Genomic DNA, 15,127 nt, shown 5'->3' with positions numbered 1-15,127 from the left:
GGACACCGCCGCCCGACGGGCAACCCGGCGGGCCCCGGCGGCGCGGGCCGGTGTGTCGGCCCGTCAACCCAGCGTATCGGCAGCCCTCACCGAACGCGTGACCTGCGCGGGCGTCCCCCCGAACGAGTGGGACGGTGCGGCCGAACGAGTACCCGGGTGCACGTATCCTTCGGAGGGCACCGCGCACACCCCCGCGCGTGCGCCCCCGGAGCGACGAGGCTCCGATCCCCTTTCATGCGCACACCCGCACCGTCCGGGCCCTGCCGCCATGCCACCACTCCCGGCCTGGTCGCACCCGGCGGCGCCCGGCCACAGGAGACCCCTGCCATGGCGGACCTCTCCCCCGCCGGCCCCGGCCTGAGCACCGCTCAGTACGCCGGCCGCCGACTGTCGGAGGCCCTGCTTCCCCTGGAACTCGCCCCGCGGGCGCAGCTCCAGCTCTCCGCGATCAGCCGCTGGAACGCGCTGCGCGGCATCCGCGTCGGCCTGGTGGCCGCCGCCCTGCTGCTGATGCTGATCGGCGCCAACCTGGTCACGCCGCTCTACCCGACGCTCCAGCAGCGGCTCGGCCTGACCCCGCTCGACACCACGATCCTCTTCACGGTCTACGTGTTCGCCCTGGTGCCGGTGCTGGCCGCGGTCGGCCACTGGTCCGACCACCTGGGGCGACGCGCGCTGATCCTGCCCGCGGTGGCACTCTCCGCCGCCGGCGACGCCGTCTTCGCCACCGCCGACTCGTTCTGGCAGCTGGCCGCCGGACGCGCCGTCCAGGGCATCGCGGTCGGCCTGTCCACCGGCGCGGCGGGCGCCGCCCTCGGCGACCTGCTGCCGGACCGGCCGACCCTGGCCGCCAAGCTCACGCTGGCCTGCTCGGCGGGCGGCGTCGCCCTCGGCCCGCTGGTCGGCGCGGCCATGGCCTCGGGTGCGAACCCGCTGCCCGGCCTGTTCCTGGCGCACGCCGTCGCGCTGCTCGCCCTGTGCGTGCCCCTCGCCCTGGTGCACCCGCGGATGCCCGGCTCGGTCCGTCCGCCGGCCTCCCCGCCGCGCATCACCACGCCCGCGCACCTGCGCCCGCAGCGGCTGCGGCTGCCCCGCTCGGGCCGCCGCGAATTCCTCCTCGCCTCCGGCGCGGGCTTCGTCTCGTACGCGGTCTTCGGCGTCTACCTGGCCCTCGCCCCGGCGTTCGCCGGCACCCTGCTGCACACCGAGTCCCGGATGGCGGGCGCCGCCGTCGCGGCCCTGCTGCTCGGCTCCTCCGCGGCCGCCCAGCTGCTGGTCCCGCCGACCTCCGACCGCGTCGTGGTCGCCGCCGGCCTGATCGGCCTCGCCGCCGGCCTCGGCCTGCTCACCGCGGCCACCGCCACCGGCACCCCCGCACTGCTCTTCATCGGCAGCGTGGTCGCCGGCGTCTCCCAGGGCATCGCCTTCCGCTCCCTGTTCACCACCACCGTCGCCGCCCTCGACCCGGCCCGCCGCGGCAGCGCGCTCTCCACCCTGTGGGTGATCGTCTACCTCGGCTCCTCCGCCCCGATCATCGCCGTCGGCGCCCTCACCCGCGCCTACGGCCTGCTCCCCGCCGTCACCGCCTTCGCCCTCCTCGCCGCCACCGCCTCCCTGGCCCTGGCCGCCGCGGTCCTGCGCAAGCGCTGACAGCGCCGCCGGAGGGCATGCGGAAGGGGCGGGATCCGAGGATCCCGCCCCTTCCGGGCACTACTGACCGATCAGACGTTGAAGCCGAGCGCGCGGAGCTGGTCGCGGCCGTCGTCGGTGATCTTGTCGGGGCCCCACGGCGGCATCCAGACCCAGTTGATGCGCAGGTCCTTCACCAGGCCGTCGGTGGCGGTGCGGGCCTGGTCCTCGATCACGTCGGTGAGGGGGCAGGCCGCGGAGGTGAGGGTCATGTCGACGGTGGCGGTGTCGTCCTCGTCGATGTGCAGACCGTAGATCAGGCCCAGGTTGACGACGTCGATGCCCAGCTCGGGGTCGACGACGTCCATCAGGGCCTCCATGAGGTCCTCGGTGGAGACGGTGCCGGCGGTGGTGAACGCACCGGGACTGTCGACCGCCACGGCCTCGGCCGGGGCGGCCTCGGGGGTCTCGTTCTCGCTCATGAATCAAGTGTCCTAACGGAGCGTCAGTCGGTGGTGATCTCGGGGTGGCCGGCCAGCGCCTTGGCGGTGGCATCCTTCCAGGCCATCCAGCCGAGCAGGGCGCACTTGACCCGGGCCGGGTACTTGGAGACCCCGGCGAAGGCGACGGCGTCCTCCAGGATCTCCTCGTCGCCCTCGGACTGGCCCTTGCTCTGCATGAGTTCCAGGAAGGCCTCCTGGACCTGCTGGGCCTCGCCGACCGTCTTGCCGACCACCAGGTCGTTCAGCACGGAGGCGGAGGCCTGGCTGATCGAGCAGCCCTGCGACTCGTAGGAGACGTCCTCGACGACCGCGCCGTCGAGCTTCACCCGCAGGGTGATCTCGTCGCCGCAGGTCGGGTTGACGTGGTGCACCTCGGCGTCGCCGTCCCGCAGCCCCTTGCCGTGGGGGTTGCGGTAGTGGTCCAGGATGATCTCCTGGTACATCGAGTCGAGCTTCATGCGACCACCTCAGGCGAAGAAGTTGCGGACGTGGTGGAGGCCGTCGATCAGCGCGTCCACCTCACCGGGCGTGGAGTACAGATAGAACGACGCCCTGGTGGTCGCCGGAATTCCGTACCGCAGGCAGACCGGCCGTGCGCAGTGGTGGCCGACCCGGACCGCGATGCCCTGCTCGTCGAGCACCTGCCCGACGTCGTGCGGGTGAATGTCACCGAGCGTGAAGGAGATCGCCGCACCGCGGTCCACGGCCGTGCGCGGGCCGATGATCCGCAGGTCGGGCACCTCGGCGAGGCGCTCGATCGCGTAGGCGGTGATCGCGTGCTCGTGCGCGGCGACCTTGTCCATGCCGATCGCCGACAGGTAGTCGATGGCGGCGCCGAGGCCGATGGCCTGGGCGATCGGCGGGGTGCCGGCCTCGAACTTGTGCGGTGCGGGGGCGTAGGTGGACGAGCCCATGGTGACGGTCTCGATCATCTCGCCGCCGCCGAGGAACGGCGGGAGGTCCTCCAGGAGCTCCTGGCGGCCCCAGAGGACGCCGATGCCGGTCGGGGCGAGCATCTTGTGGCCGGTGAAGGCGACGAAGTCGGCCTCCAGCGCCTGCACGTCGAGGGCGGCGTGCGGGGCGGCCTGCGAGGCGTCGATGGCGACCAGCGCGCCGACCGACTGCGCCTTGCGGACGATGGTCTCCACCGGGTTGACGGTGCCCAGCAGGTTGGACACCAGGGTGACGGAGACGATCTTCGTCTTCTCGGTGATCAGCTCGTCGATGTTGGACAGGTCGAGCCGGCCCTCGTCGGTCAGCCCGAACCACTTCAGCTTCGCGCCGGTGCGCTGCGCGAGCAGCTGCCACGGCACGATGTTGGAGTGGTGCTCCATCTCGGTGATGACGATCTCCGAGTCGGCGTCCACCCGGTACGGCTCGTCGGCCCAACCCAGCATGTTGGCGACGAGGTTGAGCGACTCCGAGGCGTTCTTGGTGAAGATCACCTCGTTCCGGCTGGGCGCGTTGATGAAGGCCGCGACCTTGTCCCGGGCGCCCTCGTACAGCGCGGTCGCCTCCTCGGCGAGCACGTGCACGCCGCGGTGGACATTGGAGTTGTGCTGTTCGTAGTAGGCGTTCAGCGCCTCCAGCACCTGGCGCGGCTTCTGCGAGGTCGCCGCGTTGTCCAGGTACACCAGCGGCTTGCCGTCGTGCAGCACCCGCGACAGGACGGGGAAGTCCTTGCGGATCGCATCGGTGTCCAGAAGACCGGTCAGATGGGAGTAGGTCACTCGGAAGCGCCACCCTTCACGTAGCTCTCGTAGCCCTCTTCCTCCAGCTTGTCGGCAAGCTCGGCGCCGCCGGACTCGACGATCCGGCCGCCCGCGAAGACGTGCACGTAGTCGGGCTTGATGTAGCGAAGGATGCGGGTGTAGTGGGTGACCAGCAGAGTGCCGACCTCGCCGGTCGAGCGGACCCGGTTGATGCCCTCGGAGACGATCCGCAGCGCGTCGACGTCCAGGCCGGAGTCGGTCTCGTCGAGGATCGCGACCTTCGGCTTGAGCAGCTCCAGCTGGAGGATCTCGTGGCGCTTCTTCTCACCGCCGGAGAAGCCCTCGTTGACGTTGCGCTCGGCGAACGCCGGGTCCATCTGCAGGTCGGCCATCGCCTCCTTGACCTCCTTGACCCACAGCCGCAGCTTGGGGGCCTCGCCGCGGACGGCGGTGGCGGCGGTGCGCAGGAAGTTGGAGACCGAGACGCCGGGGACCTCGACCGGGTACTGCATGGCCAGGAACAGGCCGGCCTTGGCGCGCTCGTCGACCGACATCTCCAGCACGTCCTCGCCGTCCAGCAGCACCTGGCCGCCGGTGACGGTGTACTTGGGGTGGCCGGCCAGCGAGTAGGCCAGGGTGGACTTGCCGGAGCCGTTCGGACCCATGATCGCGTGGGTCTCGCCCTGCTTGACCGTCAGGTCGACGCCTTTGAGGATCTGGCGCGGGCCGCCCTCGGCGTTGACGGAGACGTGCAGGTCGCGGATTTCAAGCGTTGCCATGGGGTACTCAGTTCTCCTGGTTGACGGAGACGAGCACATCGTCCCCTTCGATCTTTACGGGGTAGACGGCGACCGGCCTGGTCGCGGGCAGCCCGGACGGCTTTCCGGTGCGCAGGTCGAAGCTGGAGCCGTGCAGCCAGCACTCGATCATGCAGTCCTCGACCTCGCCCTCGGAGAGCGAGACGTTGGCGTGCGAGCAGATGTCGTTGATCGCGAACACGCCCTCGTCGGTCCGGACGATCGCCACCGGGACGCCGTTCAGCTCGACCTTCTTGGGCACGTCCTCCTGCAGCAGGCTCAGCGCACAGGCGCGCACGTAGCCGGCGCTCATGCGACCGTCTCTTCCAGCTCGGCCTCGATCTTCGCCATCAGGCGGTCCTGGATCTCGGCGACGCCGATCTGCTGGACCAGCTCGGCGAAGAAGCCGCGCACCACCAGGCGGCGGGCCTCGTCGGCCGGGATGCCGCGGGACTGCAGGTAGAACAGCTGCTCGTCGTCGAAGCGGCCGGTCGCGGAGGCGTGGCCGGCGCCGACGATCTCGCCGGTCTCGATCTCCAGGTTGGGGACCGAGTCGACCCGGGCGCCGTCGGTGAGCACCAGGTTGCGGTTGAGCTCGTAGGTGTCGGTGCCGACCGCGGCCGCGCGGATCAGCACGTCGCCGATCCACACCGCGTGCGCGTCCTCGCCCTGCAGCGCGCCCTTGTAGGCGACGTTGGAGCGGCAGTGCGGGGTGTCGTGGTCGATGATCAGGCGGTGCTCCAGGTGCTGGCCCGCGTCCGCGAAGTACAGGCCGAACAGCTCGGCCTCGCCGCCGGGGCCCGCGTAGGAGACCCGCGGGTGCAGGCGCACCACGTCGCCGCCGAAGGTCACGATGACCGACTTGAACGAGGCGTCCCGGCCGACCAGCGCGTTGCACTGGGCGGCGTGCACCGCGTCCCGCTCCCAGTCCTGGACGGAGACGAAGGTCAGCTTCGCGCCGTCGCCGACCAGCAGGTCGACGTTGGCGGCGCGGGTGCCGGTGCCGGTGTGGTTCAGCACCACGACGGCCTCGGCGAACGGCTTGACCTCGACCACCAGGTGGGCGAAGCGGACCCCGCCCTCGCCGTGCACGTCGATCCGGACCGGCTCGGTCAGCACCGTCTCCGTGGGGACGGTCACCACCAGGGCCTGCTCGAAGGCGCTGAACGCCTGCGCGGCGACCCGGTCCACCGGGGTGCCGGCCTTGCCGATCCGGGCGTCGTCGCGGCCGACCAGCTCGGAGGTCACGCCCTCCGGCAGGCCCAGCTCGATCTTGTCCTCACCGCGGACGGCCTCGACGGCGGTGCCGTCGTGCAGGCCGCCGAGGCGGTGCATCGGCGTGAACCGCCAGTCCTCCTCGCGGCCGGTCGGCACCGGGAAGTCATTGACGTCGAAGGACGGCTTGACCGCGACCCGGGCGTCGATCGGCTGCCGGACGCTCTCGCGGCCGGTGCCCGGGCCGGCGAGCTGCGCGCCGGCGCCGGCGGTGCCCACCTCGATCGATCCGGCGGTGGTGGAGCCGGGGGTGTTCTGCTCAGCCATGGCTGTTCGTGTTGCTCTCTTTCGGGAATGGTCGACGGACGGGCGGGGGCTGACGGCGCGTCAGCCGACCGCGCCCTCCATCTGCAGCTCGATCAGCCGGTTCAGCTCCAGCGCGTACTCCATCGGCAGCTCGCGCGCGATCGGCTCGACGAAGCCGCGGACGATCATCGCCATCGCCTCGGTCTCGGTCAGGCCGCGGCTCATCAGGTAGAAGAGCTGGTCCTCGGAGACCTTGGAGACCGTCGCCTCGTGGCCCATCGACACGTCGTCCTCACGGACGTCCACGTACGGGTAGGTGTCCGAGCGGGAGATGGTGTCGACCAGCAGCGCGTCGCACAGCACGTTCGACTTGGCGCCGTGCGAGCCCTCGCCGATCTCGATCAGACCGCGGTAGGAGGTGCGGCCGCCGCCGCGCGCCACCGACTTGGAGACGATGTGCGAGGAGGTGTTCGGCGCCATGTGGACCATCTTCGCGCCGGCGTCCTGGTGCTGGCCCTCGCCCGCGAAGGCGATCGACAGCGTCTCGCCCTTGGCGTGCTCGCCCATCAGGTAGACGGCCGGGTACTTCATGGTGACCTTGGAGCCGATGTTGCCGTCGACCCACTCCATGGTCGCGCCCTCGTACGCCACGGCGCGCTTGGTGACCAGGTTGTAGACGTTGTTCGACCAGTTCTGGATGGTCGTGTAGCGGCAGCGGCCGCCCTTCTTGACGATGATCTCGACCACCGCGGAGTGCAGCGAGTCCGAGGAGTAGATCGGCGCGGTGCAGCCCTCGACGTAGTGGACGTAGGCGTCCTCGTCGACGATGATCAGCGTCCGCTCGAACTGGCCCATGTTCTCGGTGTTGATCCGGAAGTAGGCCTGCAGCGGGATGTCCACGTGCACGCCCTTCGGCACGTAGATGAACGATCCGCCGGACCACACCGCGGTGTTCAGCGAGGCGAACTTGTTGTCGCCCACCGGGATGACGGTGCCGAAGTACTCCTTGAACAGCTCCGGGTGCTCGCGCAGCGCGGTGTCGGTGTCCAGGAAGATGACGCCCTGCTCCTCCAGGTCCTCGCGGATCTGGTGGTAGACGACCTCCGACTCGTACTGGGCGGCGACACCGGCGACCAGGCGCTGCTTCTCCGCCTCCGGGATGCCCAGCTTGTCGTAGGTCGCCTTGATGTCGGCGGGCAGGTCCTCCCAGGACTCCGCCTGCTTCTCGGTGGAGCGCACGAAGTACTTGATGTTGTCGAAGTCGATGCCCGACAGGTCGGAGCCCCAGGTCGGCATGGGCTTCTTGCCGAACAGCTTCAGGCCCTTGAGGCGAAGGTTGAGCATCCACTCGGACTCGTTCTTCTTCGCCGAGATGTCGCGGACGACCGCTTCGCTCAGGCCGCGCTTGGCGGCGGCACCGGCCGCGTCCGAGTCGGCCCAGCCGTACTCGTACGTGCCGAGACCTTCGAGCTCGGGGTGTGCGATGTCAGTCATGCGAGGTTCCTCCGCGCGGTGGAGCCGGTTTCGTTGGGCGTTCGATGGGAAGTACCGGCAATCGGCACGGCACCGGGCGTCCGGGGGGACGACGGTGCGGCACCGGATGCCGGCACATACGTGGTGCAGACCCCGTCGCCGTGGGCGATGGTGGCCAGCCGTTGCACATGGGTGCCCAGGAGCTGCGAGAAGACCTCGGTCTCCGCCTCGCAGAGCTGCGGGAACTGCTCGGCGATGTGCGCGACCGGGCAGTGGTGCTGACAGAGCTGGGCGCCGGCCGGGGCGGCGGGCGCCGCGGCGGCGGACGGGACTCGCCGCACCGTGGCAGCGTACCCGTCGGCGCTCAGCGCCCGGGCCAGTGCCTCGGCGCGCTGCTGGGCGTCGGCCTGTTCGACCTCGCCCTGGTACTTGCGGCCCTGCTTGGCGAGCCGGGCCCGGGCGAAGGCGGCGACCGCCTGCTCGCCCGCCTCGCCGCCGCCGGCCGCCTCCGAGATCCAGCGCAGCGCGTCCGCGGCGAGCTGGTCGTAGGCCTGGTAGAAGGCGTCCCGCCCGCCGTCGGTCAGGGCGAACACCTTCGCCGGACGGCCCCGGCCGCGGCTGCCGTAGACCCGCTGCTCGCGGGACTCGACCAGCCCGGCGGCGGTCAGGCCGTCCAGGTGGCGGCGCACCGCGGCGGTGGTCAGGCCGAGGCGGCCGGCCAGGTCGGCGGCCGAGGACGGCCCGTGGTCGAGGATCGAGCGGGCGACTCGGTCCCGGGTCGCCCGGTGGCCGTCCACCAGGGCTTCGGCCGCCGTCGCGGGCACATCCCAGCTGGGAGCCTCGGGCTCCCGCTGAGCGTCGCGCTCGCGAATCTTTTTCACAACACGATTGTTGCGTAATTCGTCCGCGAGAAACAAGCCGTGACCCCGGTCTCACCGGTGGCCTCCGTCACGGAAGGCATGCCTTACCTGAAGAGGGCCGTGAACTGCTCCTACACTCGCCGGTATGCATGCAGACCCCGCCGTCGAGGTGACCGGACTGGTCAAGCGGTACGGCGACAAGACCGCCGTGGACGGCCTGGACCTGGCCATCGCGCGCGGCACCGTCACCGCGGTGCTCGGCCCCAACGGCGCGGGCAAGACCACCACGATCGAGACCTGCGAGGGCTACCGCCGCCCCGACGCCGGCGCCGTCCGGGTCCTCGGGCTGGACCCGGTCGCGCAGGCCGGGCAGCTCAAACCGCGGATCGGCGTGATGCTCCAGTCCGGCGGCGTGTACGCCGGTGCGCGCGCCCTCGAAATGCTCCACCACACCGCGAAGCTGTACGCGAACCCGCTGCCGGTCGGCCCGCTCGCCGAACGCCTCGGCCTGGACTCCTGCGGCCGCACCCCCTACCGCCGGCTCTCCGGCGGCCAGCAGCAGCGCCTGGCCCTCGCCATGGCCGTGGTCGGCCGCCCCGAACTGGTCTTCCTGGACGAGCCCACCGCCGGCCTCGACCCGCAGGCCCGCCGCGCCACCTGGGAGCTGGTCACCGAACTGCGCGCCGCCGGCGTCACCGTCGTCCTCACCACCCACCAGATGGACGAGGCCGAACAGCTCGCCGACGACGTCGCGATCATCGACCGCGGCCGCGTCATCGCCCAGGGCTCCCCCGACCTGCTGCGCGGCTCCGACGCCCAGCTGCGCTTCGACGGCCCCGCCGGGCTGGACCTGGCCGGTCTGCGCAAGGTGCTCCCGGACGCCGCCGCGGTCGCCGAACCCGCCCCCGGCTCGTACCGCGTCGAGGCCGCCCTGGACGCCGCCCTGCTGGCCGCCGTCACCGGCTGGTGCGCGGAGGTCGGGGTGATGCCCGACAAGCTCGCGGTGCAGCGCCGCAGCCTCGAAGACGTCTTCCTCGACCTGACCGGACGGGAACTGCGATGACCGCCACCGACCTCACCCCCCGCCCGGGCGCCGCCCCGGTCGGCCGGATGCTGCTCGCGCAGACCGCCCTGGAGACCAGGATGCTGCTGCGCAACGGCGAACAGCTGCTGCTCACCGTGGTCATCCCCACCGTGCTGCTGGTGCTGTTCTCCGCCGTCGACGTGGTCGCCGTGGACGGCCCCGGCAAGCGCGTCGACTTCCTCGCCCCCGGCCTGCTGGCGCTCGCCGTGATGTCCACCGCCTTCACCGGCCAGGCCATCGCCACCGGCTTCGAGCGCCGCTACGGCGTCCTCAAGCGGCTCGGCGCGACGCCGCTGCCGCGCTGGGCGCTGCTCACCGCGAAGACCGGCTGCGTGCTGGTCACCGAACTGCTCCAGGTGCTGCTGCTCTCCGGCATCGCCCTGGGCCTCGGCTGGTCGCCGCACGGCAACCCGCTGGCGGTGCTGCTCCTGCTGGTGCTCGGCACCGCCGCGTTCTCCGGCCTCGGCCTGCTGATGGCCGGCACGCTGCGCGCGGAGGCCACCCTGGCCGGCGCCAACCTGGTGTTCATCCTGCTGCTGCTGGCCGGCGGCGTGGTCGTCCCGCTCGCCAAGTTCCCGGACGCGGTGCGCCCGGTGCTGGAGCTGCTGCCGATCTCGGCGCTCTCCGACGGCCTGCGCTCGGTCCTCCAGCTGGGCCACGGCATGCCCTGGTCCGACCTCGGCGTCCTGGGCGTCTGGTCGGTCCTCGGCCTGGCCGCCGCGGCCCGCTTCTTCCGCTGGGAGTAGGGCCCCCGGGCGGGGGCCCTGCCCCGGGGGTCAGGAGGCGGCGGCCTTCTTGCGGCGCGCCTTGTACACCAGGGCCCCGCCCGCCGCGAGCACCGCGGCGCCGCCGATGGTCAGCGGCACCAGCCCTTCGGCGCCGGTGAACGCCAGCCCGCCGCCGCCACCGCCCGAGCCGGCGTGGCTCGCCGACGGGGAGGGCGTGGCCCCGGCCGGCGCGCTCTCCGTCGGACCGGCCGAGCCGCTCGGGCCCGGCGACGCGGTGCCGCCCGGGGTCGAGGCGCTGCTCGACGGCGACGGGCTCTCCGACCCACCGGTGCCGGTGGACGGCGACCCGGACGGGGTCGTGGTCGGCGTGGTGGGCGGCACGACGGTGCCCGGCAGGCAGCCCTCGAACGGGTAGTGGTGGGTCTCGGCCCCGCCGCTGCCGGTCAGCGACTTCGCCCACACCGAGCCGTTCACCGGCCCGCCCGTGCCCAGGTCGAACGCCGCGTTCGGGGCCAGGATGCTGCCCGGCCAGGCGTTGCCGCTGTGCTTGGTGATCTTCGTGGCGGTGGGGAAGTTCCACAGCAGCTTGGCCCGGATCTGCCCCTTGGCCGCCGTGGAGTTCTTGTCGTCCAGCACATAGGACTTGCTCGCCTCGTCCCACAGCAGGAAGCCCGAGGTCCTGGCGGACCGCTGGTCGTAGGTCCCACCGGTGACGTTGATGATCGTCGACGATCCGGCCGGAACCTTGATGTGGACGTCGCCCGCCTTCTGCAGGGTCTCGGCCGAGACGGTGAACACGTTCGTCCGGGCATCCGTCCCGGTGAACGTCAAGGTCCGGCCGTCCGCCACCGGCGCGTTCCCCGCGGCCTTCGCCAACGCGCTGGAGGTGGCCCGCAGCTTGGCGAACTCGGCGGCGAAGTCGATCGGCGACGCGCCCTTGGTCACGCCGTCCATCGCTCCCCCGAGGTTGCGCCCGGCGTAGACGCCCTTGCCCTTCTGCACGTGGACCGGGCCCTTGATGTCGCCGCCGACCACCAGGGAGTAGCCACCGGGCAGTTCCTTGACCTCGTCGGCGGTGAGCTCCTGGCCCACCGAGAATCCGGCCTGGCTGAAATCGGCGTTGCCGCCGACCGCGACCGCGCCCTCGGCGTCCGGGCTGTGGGTGTCGTCACCCTCGATGAACTCGCCGTACCGGCCGGCGACGCCGAGGCTGAAGCAGGCGCCGTCGGCGGGGGACGCGGTCGCGGGGGTGGGCACGACCAGGGCCGCGAGGGCGAGTGAGCCACCGAGTGCCACGGCGGCGGCGGATATGGACTTGCGCATGTGCAGGACTCCGCGAGTGGAGACGGGCAGGGGGAGATGAGCCCAACCCGTGAAAGGTCTGGACCAAGTCGCACCCTTTCGGCCACTCGCCGATAGGTCAAGACCAATGCACCGACACGCTCGATCCGCCCGTTTTGTCCGCGCGCCCCTCGCGACGCCCACCGCCGCACCCGCCCGCACCGGGGCACCGCGTAAGCCCGCCTACGATGGTCCGGTGACCAATCCGTTCTCCCTCCTCGCCGAGCGCTGGCATCCGAGCCCGCAGCACGTCCGCCTGGCCGCCATGGCCGCCCTGGTGATGAGCGTGGTGATCGTGGTCACCGGCGGCGCCGTCCGGCTGACCGACTCCGGCCTCGGCTGCACCACCTGGCCCCGCTGCACCGGCGAAAGCCTGACGCCGACCCCCGAGATGGGCATCCACGGCGTCATCGAGTTCACCAACCGGATGCTCACCTACGTGCTGTGCGCCGCCGTCGGCTGGTTCATCCTGGCCGCCCGCTGCTCCAAGCCCTGGCGGCACTCGCTCACCAAGCTCGGCTGGGCGCAGTTCTGGCTGGTGATGTCGAACGCGGTGATCGGCGGCATCACGGTGCTGACCCACCTCAACCCGTACGTGGTCAGCCTGCACATGGTGGCCTCGCTGGGCCTGCTGTGGACGGCGGTGCTCGGCTGGGAGCGGGCCAAGGAGGGCGACGGCGAGCCCCGGCTGCTGGTCGCCCCGGCGATCCACCGCTTCGCGCAGGTGCTGGTGGCGTCGATCGGCGCGCTCGCCCTGGTCGGCACCCTGGTCACCGGCGCCGGCCACCACCCGGGCTCGGCCGGCACCCCCCGCATCACCACCTTCGACTACGACCGGCTCACCCAGGCCCACGCCGACCTGGTGTTCCTCTCGGTCGGCCTGACGCTGGCCGCGCTGCTGGTGTTCGCCGCCGTGAAGGCTCCGGCGCCGGCCGTCGCCCGGGTCCGCGAGCTCTTCGGCCTGCTGATGATCCAGGGCGTGCTCGGCTTCATCCAGTACTTCACCGACGCGCCGGAGATCATGGTCGGCGTGCACATGCTGGGCGCCGCCCTGGTCTGGGCCGCCGCGCTGCGCATCCCGCTGGCGCTGCGCAGCCGCGCCGGGATCCCGGCGCAGGCCACCGCGCCGTCGACCGAACTGGTCGCCTGAGCCGCACCCCGGAACAAGACAGGAGCGCGGACGGCTGTCCGCGCTCCTGTGCTGTCCGCCCGGGCGGCGGACGCTAGATCTGGATGCCCGCCATCCGCTTCCACTCGTACGGGCCGGTCTTCACCTTCAGGCCCAGCTCGCCCTCGAAGTCGTCGTGCAGGGTGAGCCCGGCGAGTTCGGCGGCCCGGCGGCCGATCGCGTAGCTGGGCGCGACCTGGTCGCCCCAGGCGCCGTCCGCGCCGACCACCACGATGCGGGTGGCGGTGCGGCCGACGTACTCGACGACGCCGTCGGCGTGGCCGCCGTGCTGCGCGGCGAAGCTGCTCAGGTGCTTGGCAATGCGCTTGGCGCGGCGCTCGACGCGGGCGTCCGGCGCGGCGGTGGTGGCGGTCTCTGCGCTGGTCATGCCCGCATGCTACCGACCGGTAGCGCCGGTGGCGACGGCACCGCCCTGTGCCGACGGCCACATGGCGGGCAGCGGCAGCTCACCGGCCCCCGCGTAGGCCAGCGCGAAGGCCGCGCCCTCCGGCCCGGGGGCGGCGATCCGGCGGATCCGCTCCAGTCGCAGCCGCAGCGCGAAGCCGCGCTCGGCGGGCGGCAGCCCGGCGGGCAGGTGGAGCAGGTCGAGCAGCTGCTCGGAGAACTCCTGGGTCTGCCAGGCGGCGTCCAGCCGGCGCCGCTGGTAGCCGTCCAGCCCGGCGCCGGCGCCGCCGTCATCGCCGCCGCCGCTCAGCTCGGCGAGCAGCGTGCCCGCCAGGTCGGCGACGTCGGCGACCGCCGAGTTGAGGCCCTTGGCGCCGGACGGGGTGACGGTGTGCGCGGCGTCCCCGGCCAGCAGCAGTCGGCCGGCCCGCATCCGGCCGGCGACCTTGCCGCGCATCCGCAGCATGCCGGTCTCCAGCAGCGCGCCGGGCGCGGGGTCGCCGCCGTCGAGCTCCAGCCGGCGGTGCAGCTCGGCGCGGATCCGCCGCTCGTCCCAGGCCGCCTGGTCCTCCCCCGCGGGGACCTCCAGGTAGAAGCGTCCGACGTCGGCGGTGCGCGGCATCATCCCGGCGAACCCGTCGGCGTGCACCGCGTAGCGGATCTGCTCGACCGGCCGGGGAATCCGGGCCAGCACCGTCAGCCAGTCGTACGGGTAGCGCCGCCCGGGCCCGTCGGCGCCGTCGGGGAAGGCCGCGGCGACCGTGCTGTGCGCGCCGTCGCAGCCGATCGCGTACTCGGCGTGCAGCGGGCCGTCGGCGGTGTCCAGCACCGGGCGGCCGTCGGCGTCGAGCGCGACGCCCAGCACCGGGCGGTCGAACGCGATGCTGCCGCCGGCCTGCTCGTATGCGGCGATCAGGTCGCGCAGCAGCATCTGCTGCGGGTACACCCAGTGCCGGACGCCCCCGGACAGCGCGCCGTAGTCGACCAGCACCCGCTCGCCGAGGCAGCTGATCTCGCACCGGCCGTGCCGCTCGCCCTCGGCGGTCAGCCGGTCGGCGAGGCCGAGCGCCCGCAGGTACTCCACCACCCGGTGCTCCAGCACCCCGGCCCGGGCGGCGCTCTCCACGGCGGCCCGGGAGAGCCGCTCGTGGACGGTGACGGCGACCCCGGCCCGGTGCAGCACGTGGGCGAGCACCAGCCCGGCGGGCCCGGCGCCGACGATCGCGACGGTGGTGGTGCGGCGGGTCATCGGCGGCCTCCGACGGCGAGCAGGGCGGCGACGGACGCGGCGGGCACCACGGCCGGGTTGAAGGTCTCGGTGACCACGGCCAGCGGCTGCGGGCCGTGCCACATCAGGTAGGTCTTGTACGCGGCGTCCGCGCCGTCCCAGTCCCGCACCCCGGCGTCCAGCACGGTGCGCCGGTGGCCGGTGCCGGAGGCCTGCAGGGCGGCGCCGATCGGCGCTCCGGTGTCGGTCAGGCACTGCTCGGCGGCGGCGGAGAGCACCGGCCGGGCGACCACCGCGTTGCGGGAGAGCTCGACGCCGCCGTCGGTGAGCACCGAGCGGCGGACGATCAGCTCCTCGTCCGGGCCGGCCCGCAGCAGCGCCGCCGCGCCGGGCGGCGCCGCGCCGGCCGCGACCCGCAGGTGGTCGGCGCACCCGACCCGCACCGGCCCGCGGGTCCAGGCCGCCAGCAGGACGGTGGTGAGCCCGTCCGCGCCGAGCAGCATCCGGGTCGGCGGTTCGGCGAAGGCGCCGATCCGCTCGGCGAGCTCGGCCGGCTCCCGGGACAGGAACAGGCGTCCGGACAGGACGACGGACTGCAGCGGCATCGGTTTCCCCCGAAAGACGACGACAGGATCGCGGCGATCGCCGACCCTACTGGAGAACTGTTTCCGCTGACGA

Annotated in this window: 16 protein-coding genes; 4 read left to right on the top strand and 12 right to left on the bottom strand. The window is 72.6% G+C overall.

Annotation, left to right across the window (positions count from 1 at the left end):
- Nucleotides 1–327: 327 nt before the first annotated feature.
- Entirely contained in the window at nucleotides 328–1,650 is a 1,323-nt protein-coding gene (locus IEZ12_RS15220) for an MFS transporter (protein WP_189272517.1), read from the top strand.
- Nucleotides 1,651–1,721: 71 nt separating this feature from the next.
- Here IEZ12_RS15220 and IEZ12_RS15215 read toward each other — a convergent pair whose 3' ends face one another.
- From IEZ12_RS15215 to IEZ12_RS15180, 8 genes are read right to left on the bottom strand one after another with little or no spacing between them, the layout of a single operon-like run.
- Nucleotides 1,722–2,111, bottom strand: a complete 390-nt coding sequence (locus IEZ12_RS15215; protein WP_369880794.1) for a metal-sulfur cluster assembly factor — start codon at nucleotides 2,109–2,111, stop codon at nucleotides 1,722–1,724.
- A gap of 23 nt (nucleotides 2,112–2,134) precedes the next feature.
- Nucleotides 2,135–2,590, bottom strand: a complete 456-nt coding sequence (gene sufU, locus IEZ12_RS15210) for a Fe-S cluster assembly sulfur transfer protein SufU (RefSeq protein WP_043910031.1) — start codon at nucleotides 2,588–2,590, stop codon at nucleotides 2,135–2,137.
- A 9-nt stretch (nucleotides 2,591–2,599) separates the two neighbouring features.
- Nucleotides 2,600–3,862: a cysteine desulfurase gene (locus IEZ12_RS15205; protein ID WP_308431038.1), complete on the bottom strand. Its 1,263-nt coding sequence runs from the start codon at nucleotides 3,860–3,862 to the stop codon at nucleotides 2,600–2,602.
- Entirely contained in the window at nucleotides 3,859–4,623 is a 765-nt protein-coding gene (sufC, locus tag IEZ12_RS15200; RefSeq protein ID WP_189272516.1) for a Fe-S cluster assembly ATPase SufC, read from the bottom strand. Before sufC ends, IEZ12_RS15205 begins: the two co-directional genes overlap by 4 nt.
- Before the next feature lie 7 nt (nucleotides 4,624–4,630).
- On the bottom strand, nucleotides 4,631–4,954 hold the full coding sequence (locus tag IEZ12_RS15195; protein WP_043910028.1) for a non-heme iron oxygenase ferredoxin subunit: 324 nt from the start codon (nucleotides 4,952–4,954) through the stop codon (nucleotides 4,631–4,633).
- Nucleotides 4,951–6,183, bottom strand: coding sequence for a Fe-S cluster assembly protein SufD (sufD, locus tag IEZ12_RS15190; RefSeq protein WP_189272515.1), 1,233 nt, complete (start codon nucleotides 6,181–6,183; stop codon nucleotides 4,951–4,953). The genes IEZ12_RS15195 and sufD overlap by 4 nt, the downstream gene beginning before the upstream one ends.
- Nucleotides 6,184–6,243: 60 nt before the next feature.
- Complete coding sequence (gene sufB / locus IEZ12_RS15185; RefSeq protein ID WP_189272514.1) at nucleotides 6,244–7,656, bottom strand: Fe-S cluster assembly protein SufB; 1,413 nt, start codon at nucleotides 7,654–7,656, stop codon at nucleotides 6,244–6,246.
- A complete protein-coding gene (locus tag IEZ12_RS15180; protein ID WP_189272513.1) occupies nucleotides 7,653–8,516 on the bottom strand; it encodes a helix-turn-helix transcriptional regulator in 864 nt (287 codons plus the stop codon). The genes sufB and IEZ12_RS15180 overlap by 4 nt, the downstream gene beginning before the upstream one ends.
- A gap of 124 nt (nucleotides 8,517–8,640) precedes the next feature.
- Here IEZ12_RS15180 and IEZ12_RS15175 point away from each other — a divergent pair, with 124 nt between their 5' ends.
- On the top strand, nucleotides 8,641–9,558 hold the full coding sequence (locus IEZ12_RS15175) for an ABC transporter ATP-binding protein (RefSeq protein ID WP_189272512.1): 918 nt from the start codon (nucleotides 8,641–8,643) through the stop codon (nucleotides 9,556–9,558).
- A complete protein-coding gene (locus tag IEZ12_RS15170) occupies nucleotides 9,555–10,325 on the top strand; it encodes an ABC transporter permease (protein WP_189272511.1) in 771 nt (256 codons plus the stop codon). Before IEZ12_RS15175 ends, IEZ12_RS15170 begins: the two co-directional genes overlap by 4 nt.
- Nucleotides 10,326–10,355: 30 nt before the next feature.
- Here IEZ12_RS15170 and IEZ12_RS15165 read toward each other — a convergent pair whose 3' ends face one another.
- Complete coding sequence (locus IEZ12_RS15165) at nucleotides 10,356–11,630, bottom strand: choice-of-anchor A family protein (RefSeq protein ID WP_189272510.1); 1,275 nt, start codon at nucleotides 11,628–11,630, stop codon at nucleotides 10,356–10,358.
- Between the two features lie 214 nt (nucleotides 11,631–11,844).
- Here IEZ12_RS15165 and IEZ12_RS15160 point away from each other — a divergent pair, with 214 nt between their 5' ends.
- On the top strand, nucleotides 11,845–12,798 hold the full coding sequence (locus tag IEZ12_RS15160) for a COX15/CtaA family protein (protein WP_229847556.1): 954 nt from the start codon (nucleotides 11,845–11,847) through the stop codon (nucleotides 12,796–12,798).
- 73 nt (nucleotides 12,799–12,871) lie between these two features.
- Here IEZ12_RS15160 and IEZ12_RS15155 read toward each other — a convergent pair whose 3' ends face one another.
- The 3 genes from IEZ12_RS15155 to IEZ12_RS15145 are packed head-to-tail and all read right to left on the bottom strand — an operon-like array spanning nucleotide 12,872 to nucleotide 15,054.
- A complete protein-coding gene (locus IEZ12_RS15155; protein ID WP_100589709.1) occupies nucleotides 12,872–13,204 on the bottom strand; it encodes a hypothetical protein in 333 nt (110 codons plus the stop codon).
- Nucleotides 13,205–13,213: 9 nt separating this feature from the next.
- Nucleotides 13,214–14,470, bottom strand: a complete 1,257-nt coding sequence (locus IEZ12_RS15150) for an FAD-dependent monooxygenase (RefSeq protein WP_189272508.1) — start codon at nucleotides 14,468–14,470, stop codon at nucleotides 13,214–13,216.
- Complete coding sequence (locus IEZ12_RS15145; protein ID WP_189272507.1) at nucleotides 14,467–15,054, bottom strand: chorismate pyruvate-lyase family protein; 588 nt, start codon at nucleotides 15,052–15,054, stop codon at nucleotides 14,467–14,469. The genes IEZ12_RS15150 and IEZ12_RS15145 overlap by 4 nt, the downstream gene beginning before the upstream one ends.
- Nucleotides 15,055–15,127: the final 73 nt, after the last annotated feature.

Source organism: Kitasatospora griseola (assembly GCF_014648555.1).
GTDB lineage: Bacteria > Actinomycetota > Actinomycetes > Streptomycetales > Streptomycetaceae > Kitasatospora > Kitasatospora griseola.
The sequence above is the reverse complement of the archived record's forward strand: the minus strand, read 5'-3'. Positions and strand labels throughout refer to the sequence as shown.

What these genes read in the sequence shown, in the direction of transcription:
- IEZ12_RS15220 (WP_189272517.1), top strand. Translation starts at nt 328, where the DNA reads ATGGCGGACCTCTCCCCCGCCGGCCCCGGCCTGAGCACCGCTCAGTAC.
- IEZ12_RS15215 (WP_369880794.1), bottom strand. Translation starts at nt 2,111, where the DNA reads ATGAGCGAGAACGAGACCCCCGAGGCCGCCCCGGCCGAGGCCGTGGCG.
- sufU (WP_043910031.1), bottom strand. Translation starts at nt 2,590, where the DNA reads ATGAAGCTCGACTCGATGTACCAGGAGATCATCCTGGACCACTACCGC.
- sufC (WP_189272516.1), bottom strand. Translation starts at nt 4,623, where the DNA reads ATGGCAACGCTTGAAATCCGCGACCTGCACGTCTCCGTCAACGCCGAG.
- IEZ12_RS15195 (WP_043910028.1), bottom strand. Translation starts at nt 4,954, where the DNA reads ATGAGCGCCGGCTACGTGCGCGCCTGTGCGCTGAGCCTGCTGCAGGAG.
- sufD (WP_189272515.1), bottom strand. Translation starts at nt 6,183, where the DNA reads ATGGCTGAGCAGAACACCCCCGGCTCCACCACCGCCGGATCGATCGAG.
- sufB (WP_189272514.1), bottom strand. Translation starts at nt 7,656, where the DNA reads ATGACTGACATCGCACACCCCGAGCTCGAAGGTCTCGGCACGTACGAG.
- IEZ12_RS15175 (WP_189272512.1), top strand. Translation starts at nt 8,641, where the DNA reads ATGCATGCAGACCCCGCCGTCGAGGTGACCGGACTGGTCAAGCGGTAC.
- IEZ12_RS15170 (WP_189272511.1), top strand. Translation starts at nt 9,555, where the DNA reads ATGACCGCCACCGACCTCACCCCCCGCCCGGGCGCCGCCCCGGTCGGC.
- IEZ12_RS15165 (WP_189272510.1), bottom strand. Translation starts at nt 11,630, where the DNA reads ATGCGCAAGTCCATATCCGCCGCCGCCGTGGCACTCGGTGGCTCACTC.
- IEZ12_RS15155 (WP_100589709.1), bottom strand. Translation starts at nt 13,204, where the DNA reads ATGACCAGCGCAGAGACCGCCACCACCGCCGCGCCGGACGCCCGCGTC.
- IEZ12_RS15150 (WP_189272508.1), bottom strand. Translation starts at nt 14,470, where the DNA reads ATGACCCGCCGCACCACCACCGTCGCGATCGTCGGCGCCGGGCCCGCC.
- IEZ12_RS15145 (WP_189272507.1), bottom strand. Translation starts at nt 15,054, where the DNA reads ATGCCGCTGCAGTCCGTCGTCCTGTCCGGACGCCTGTTCCTGTCCCGG.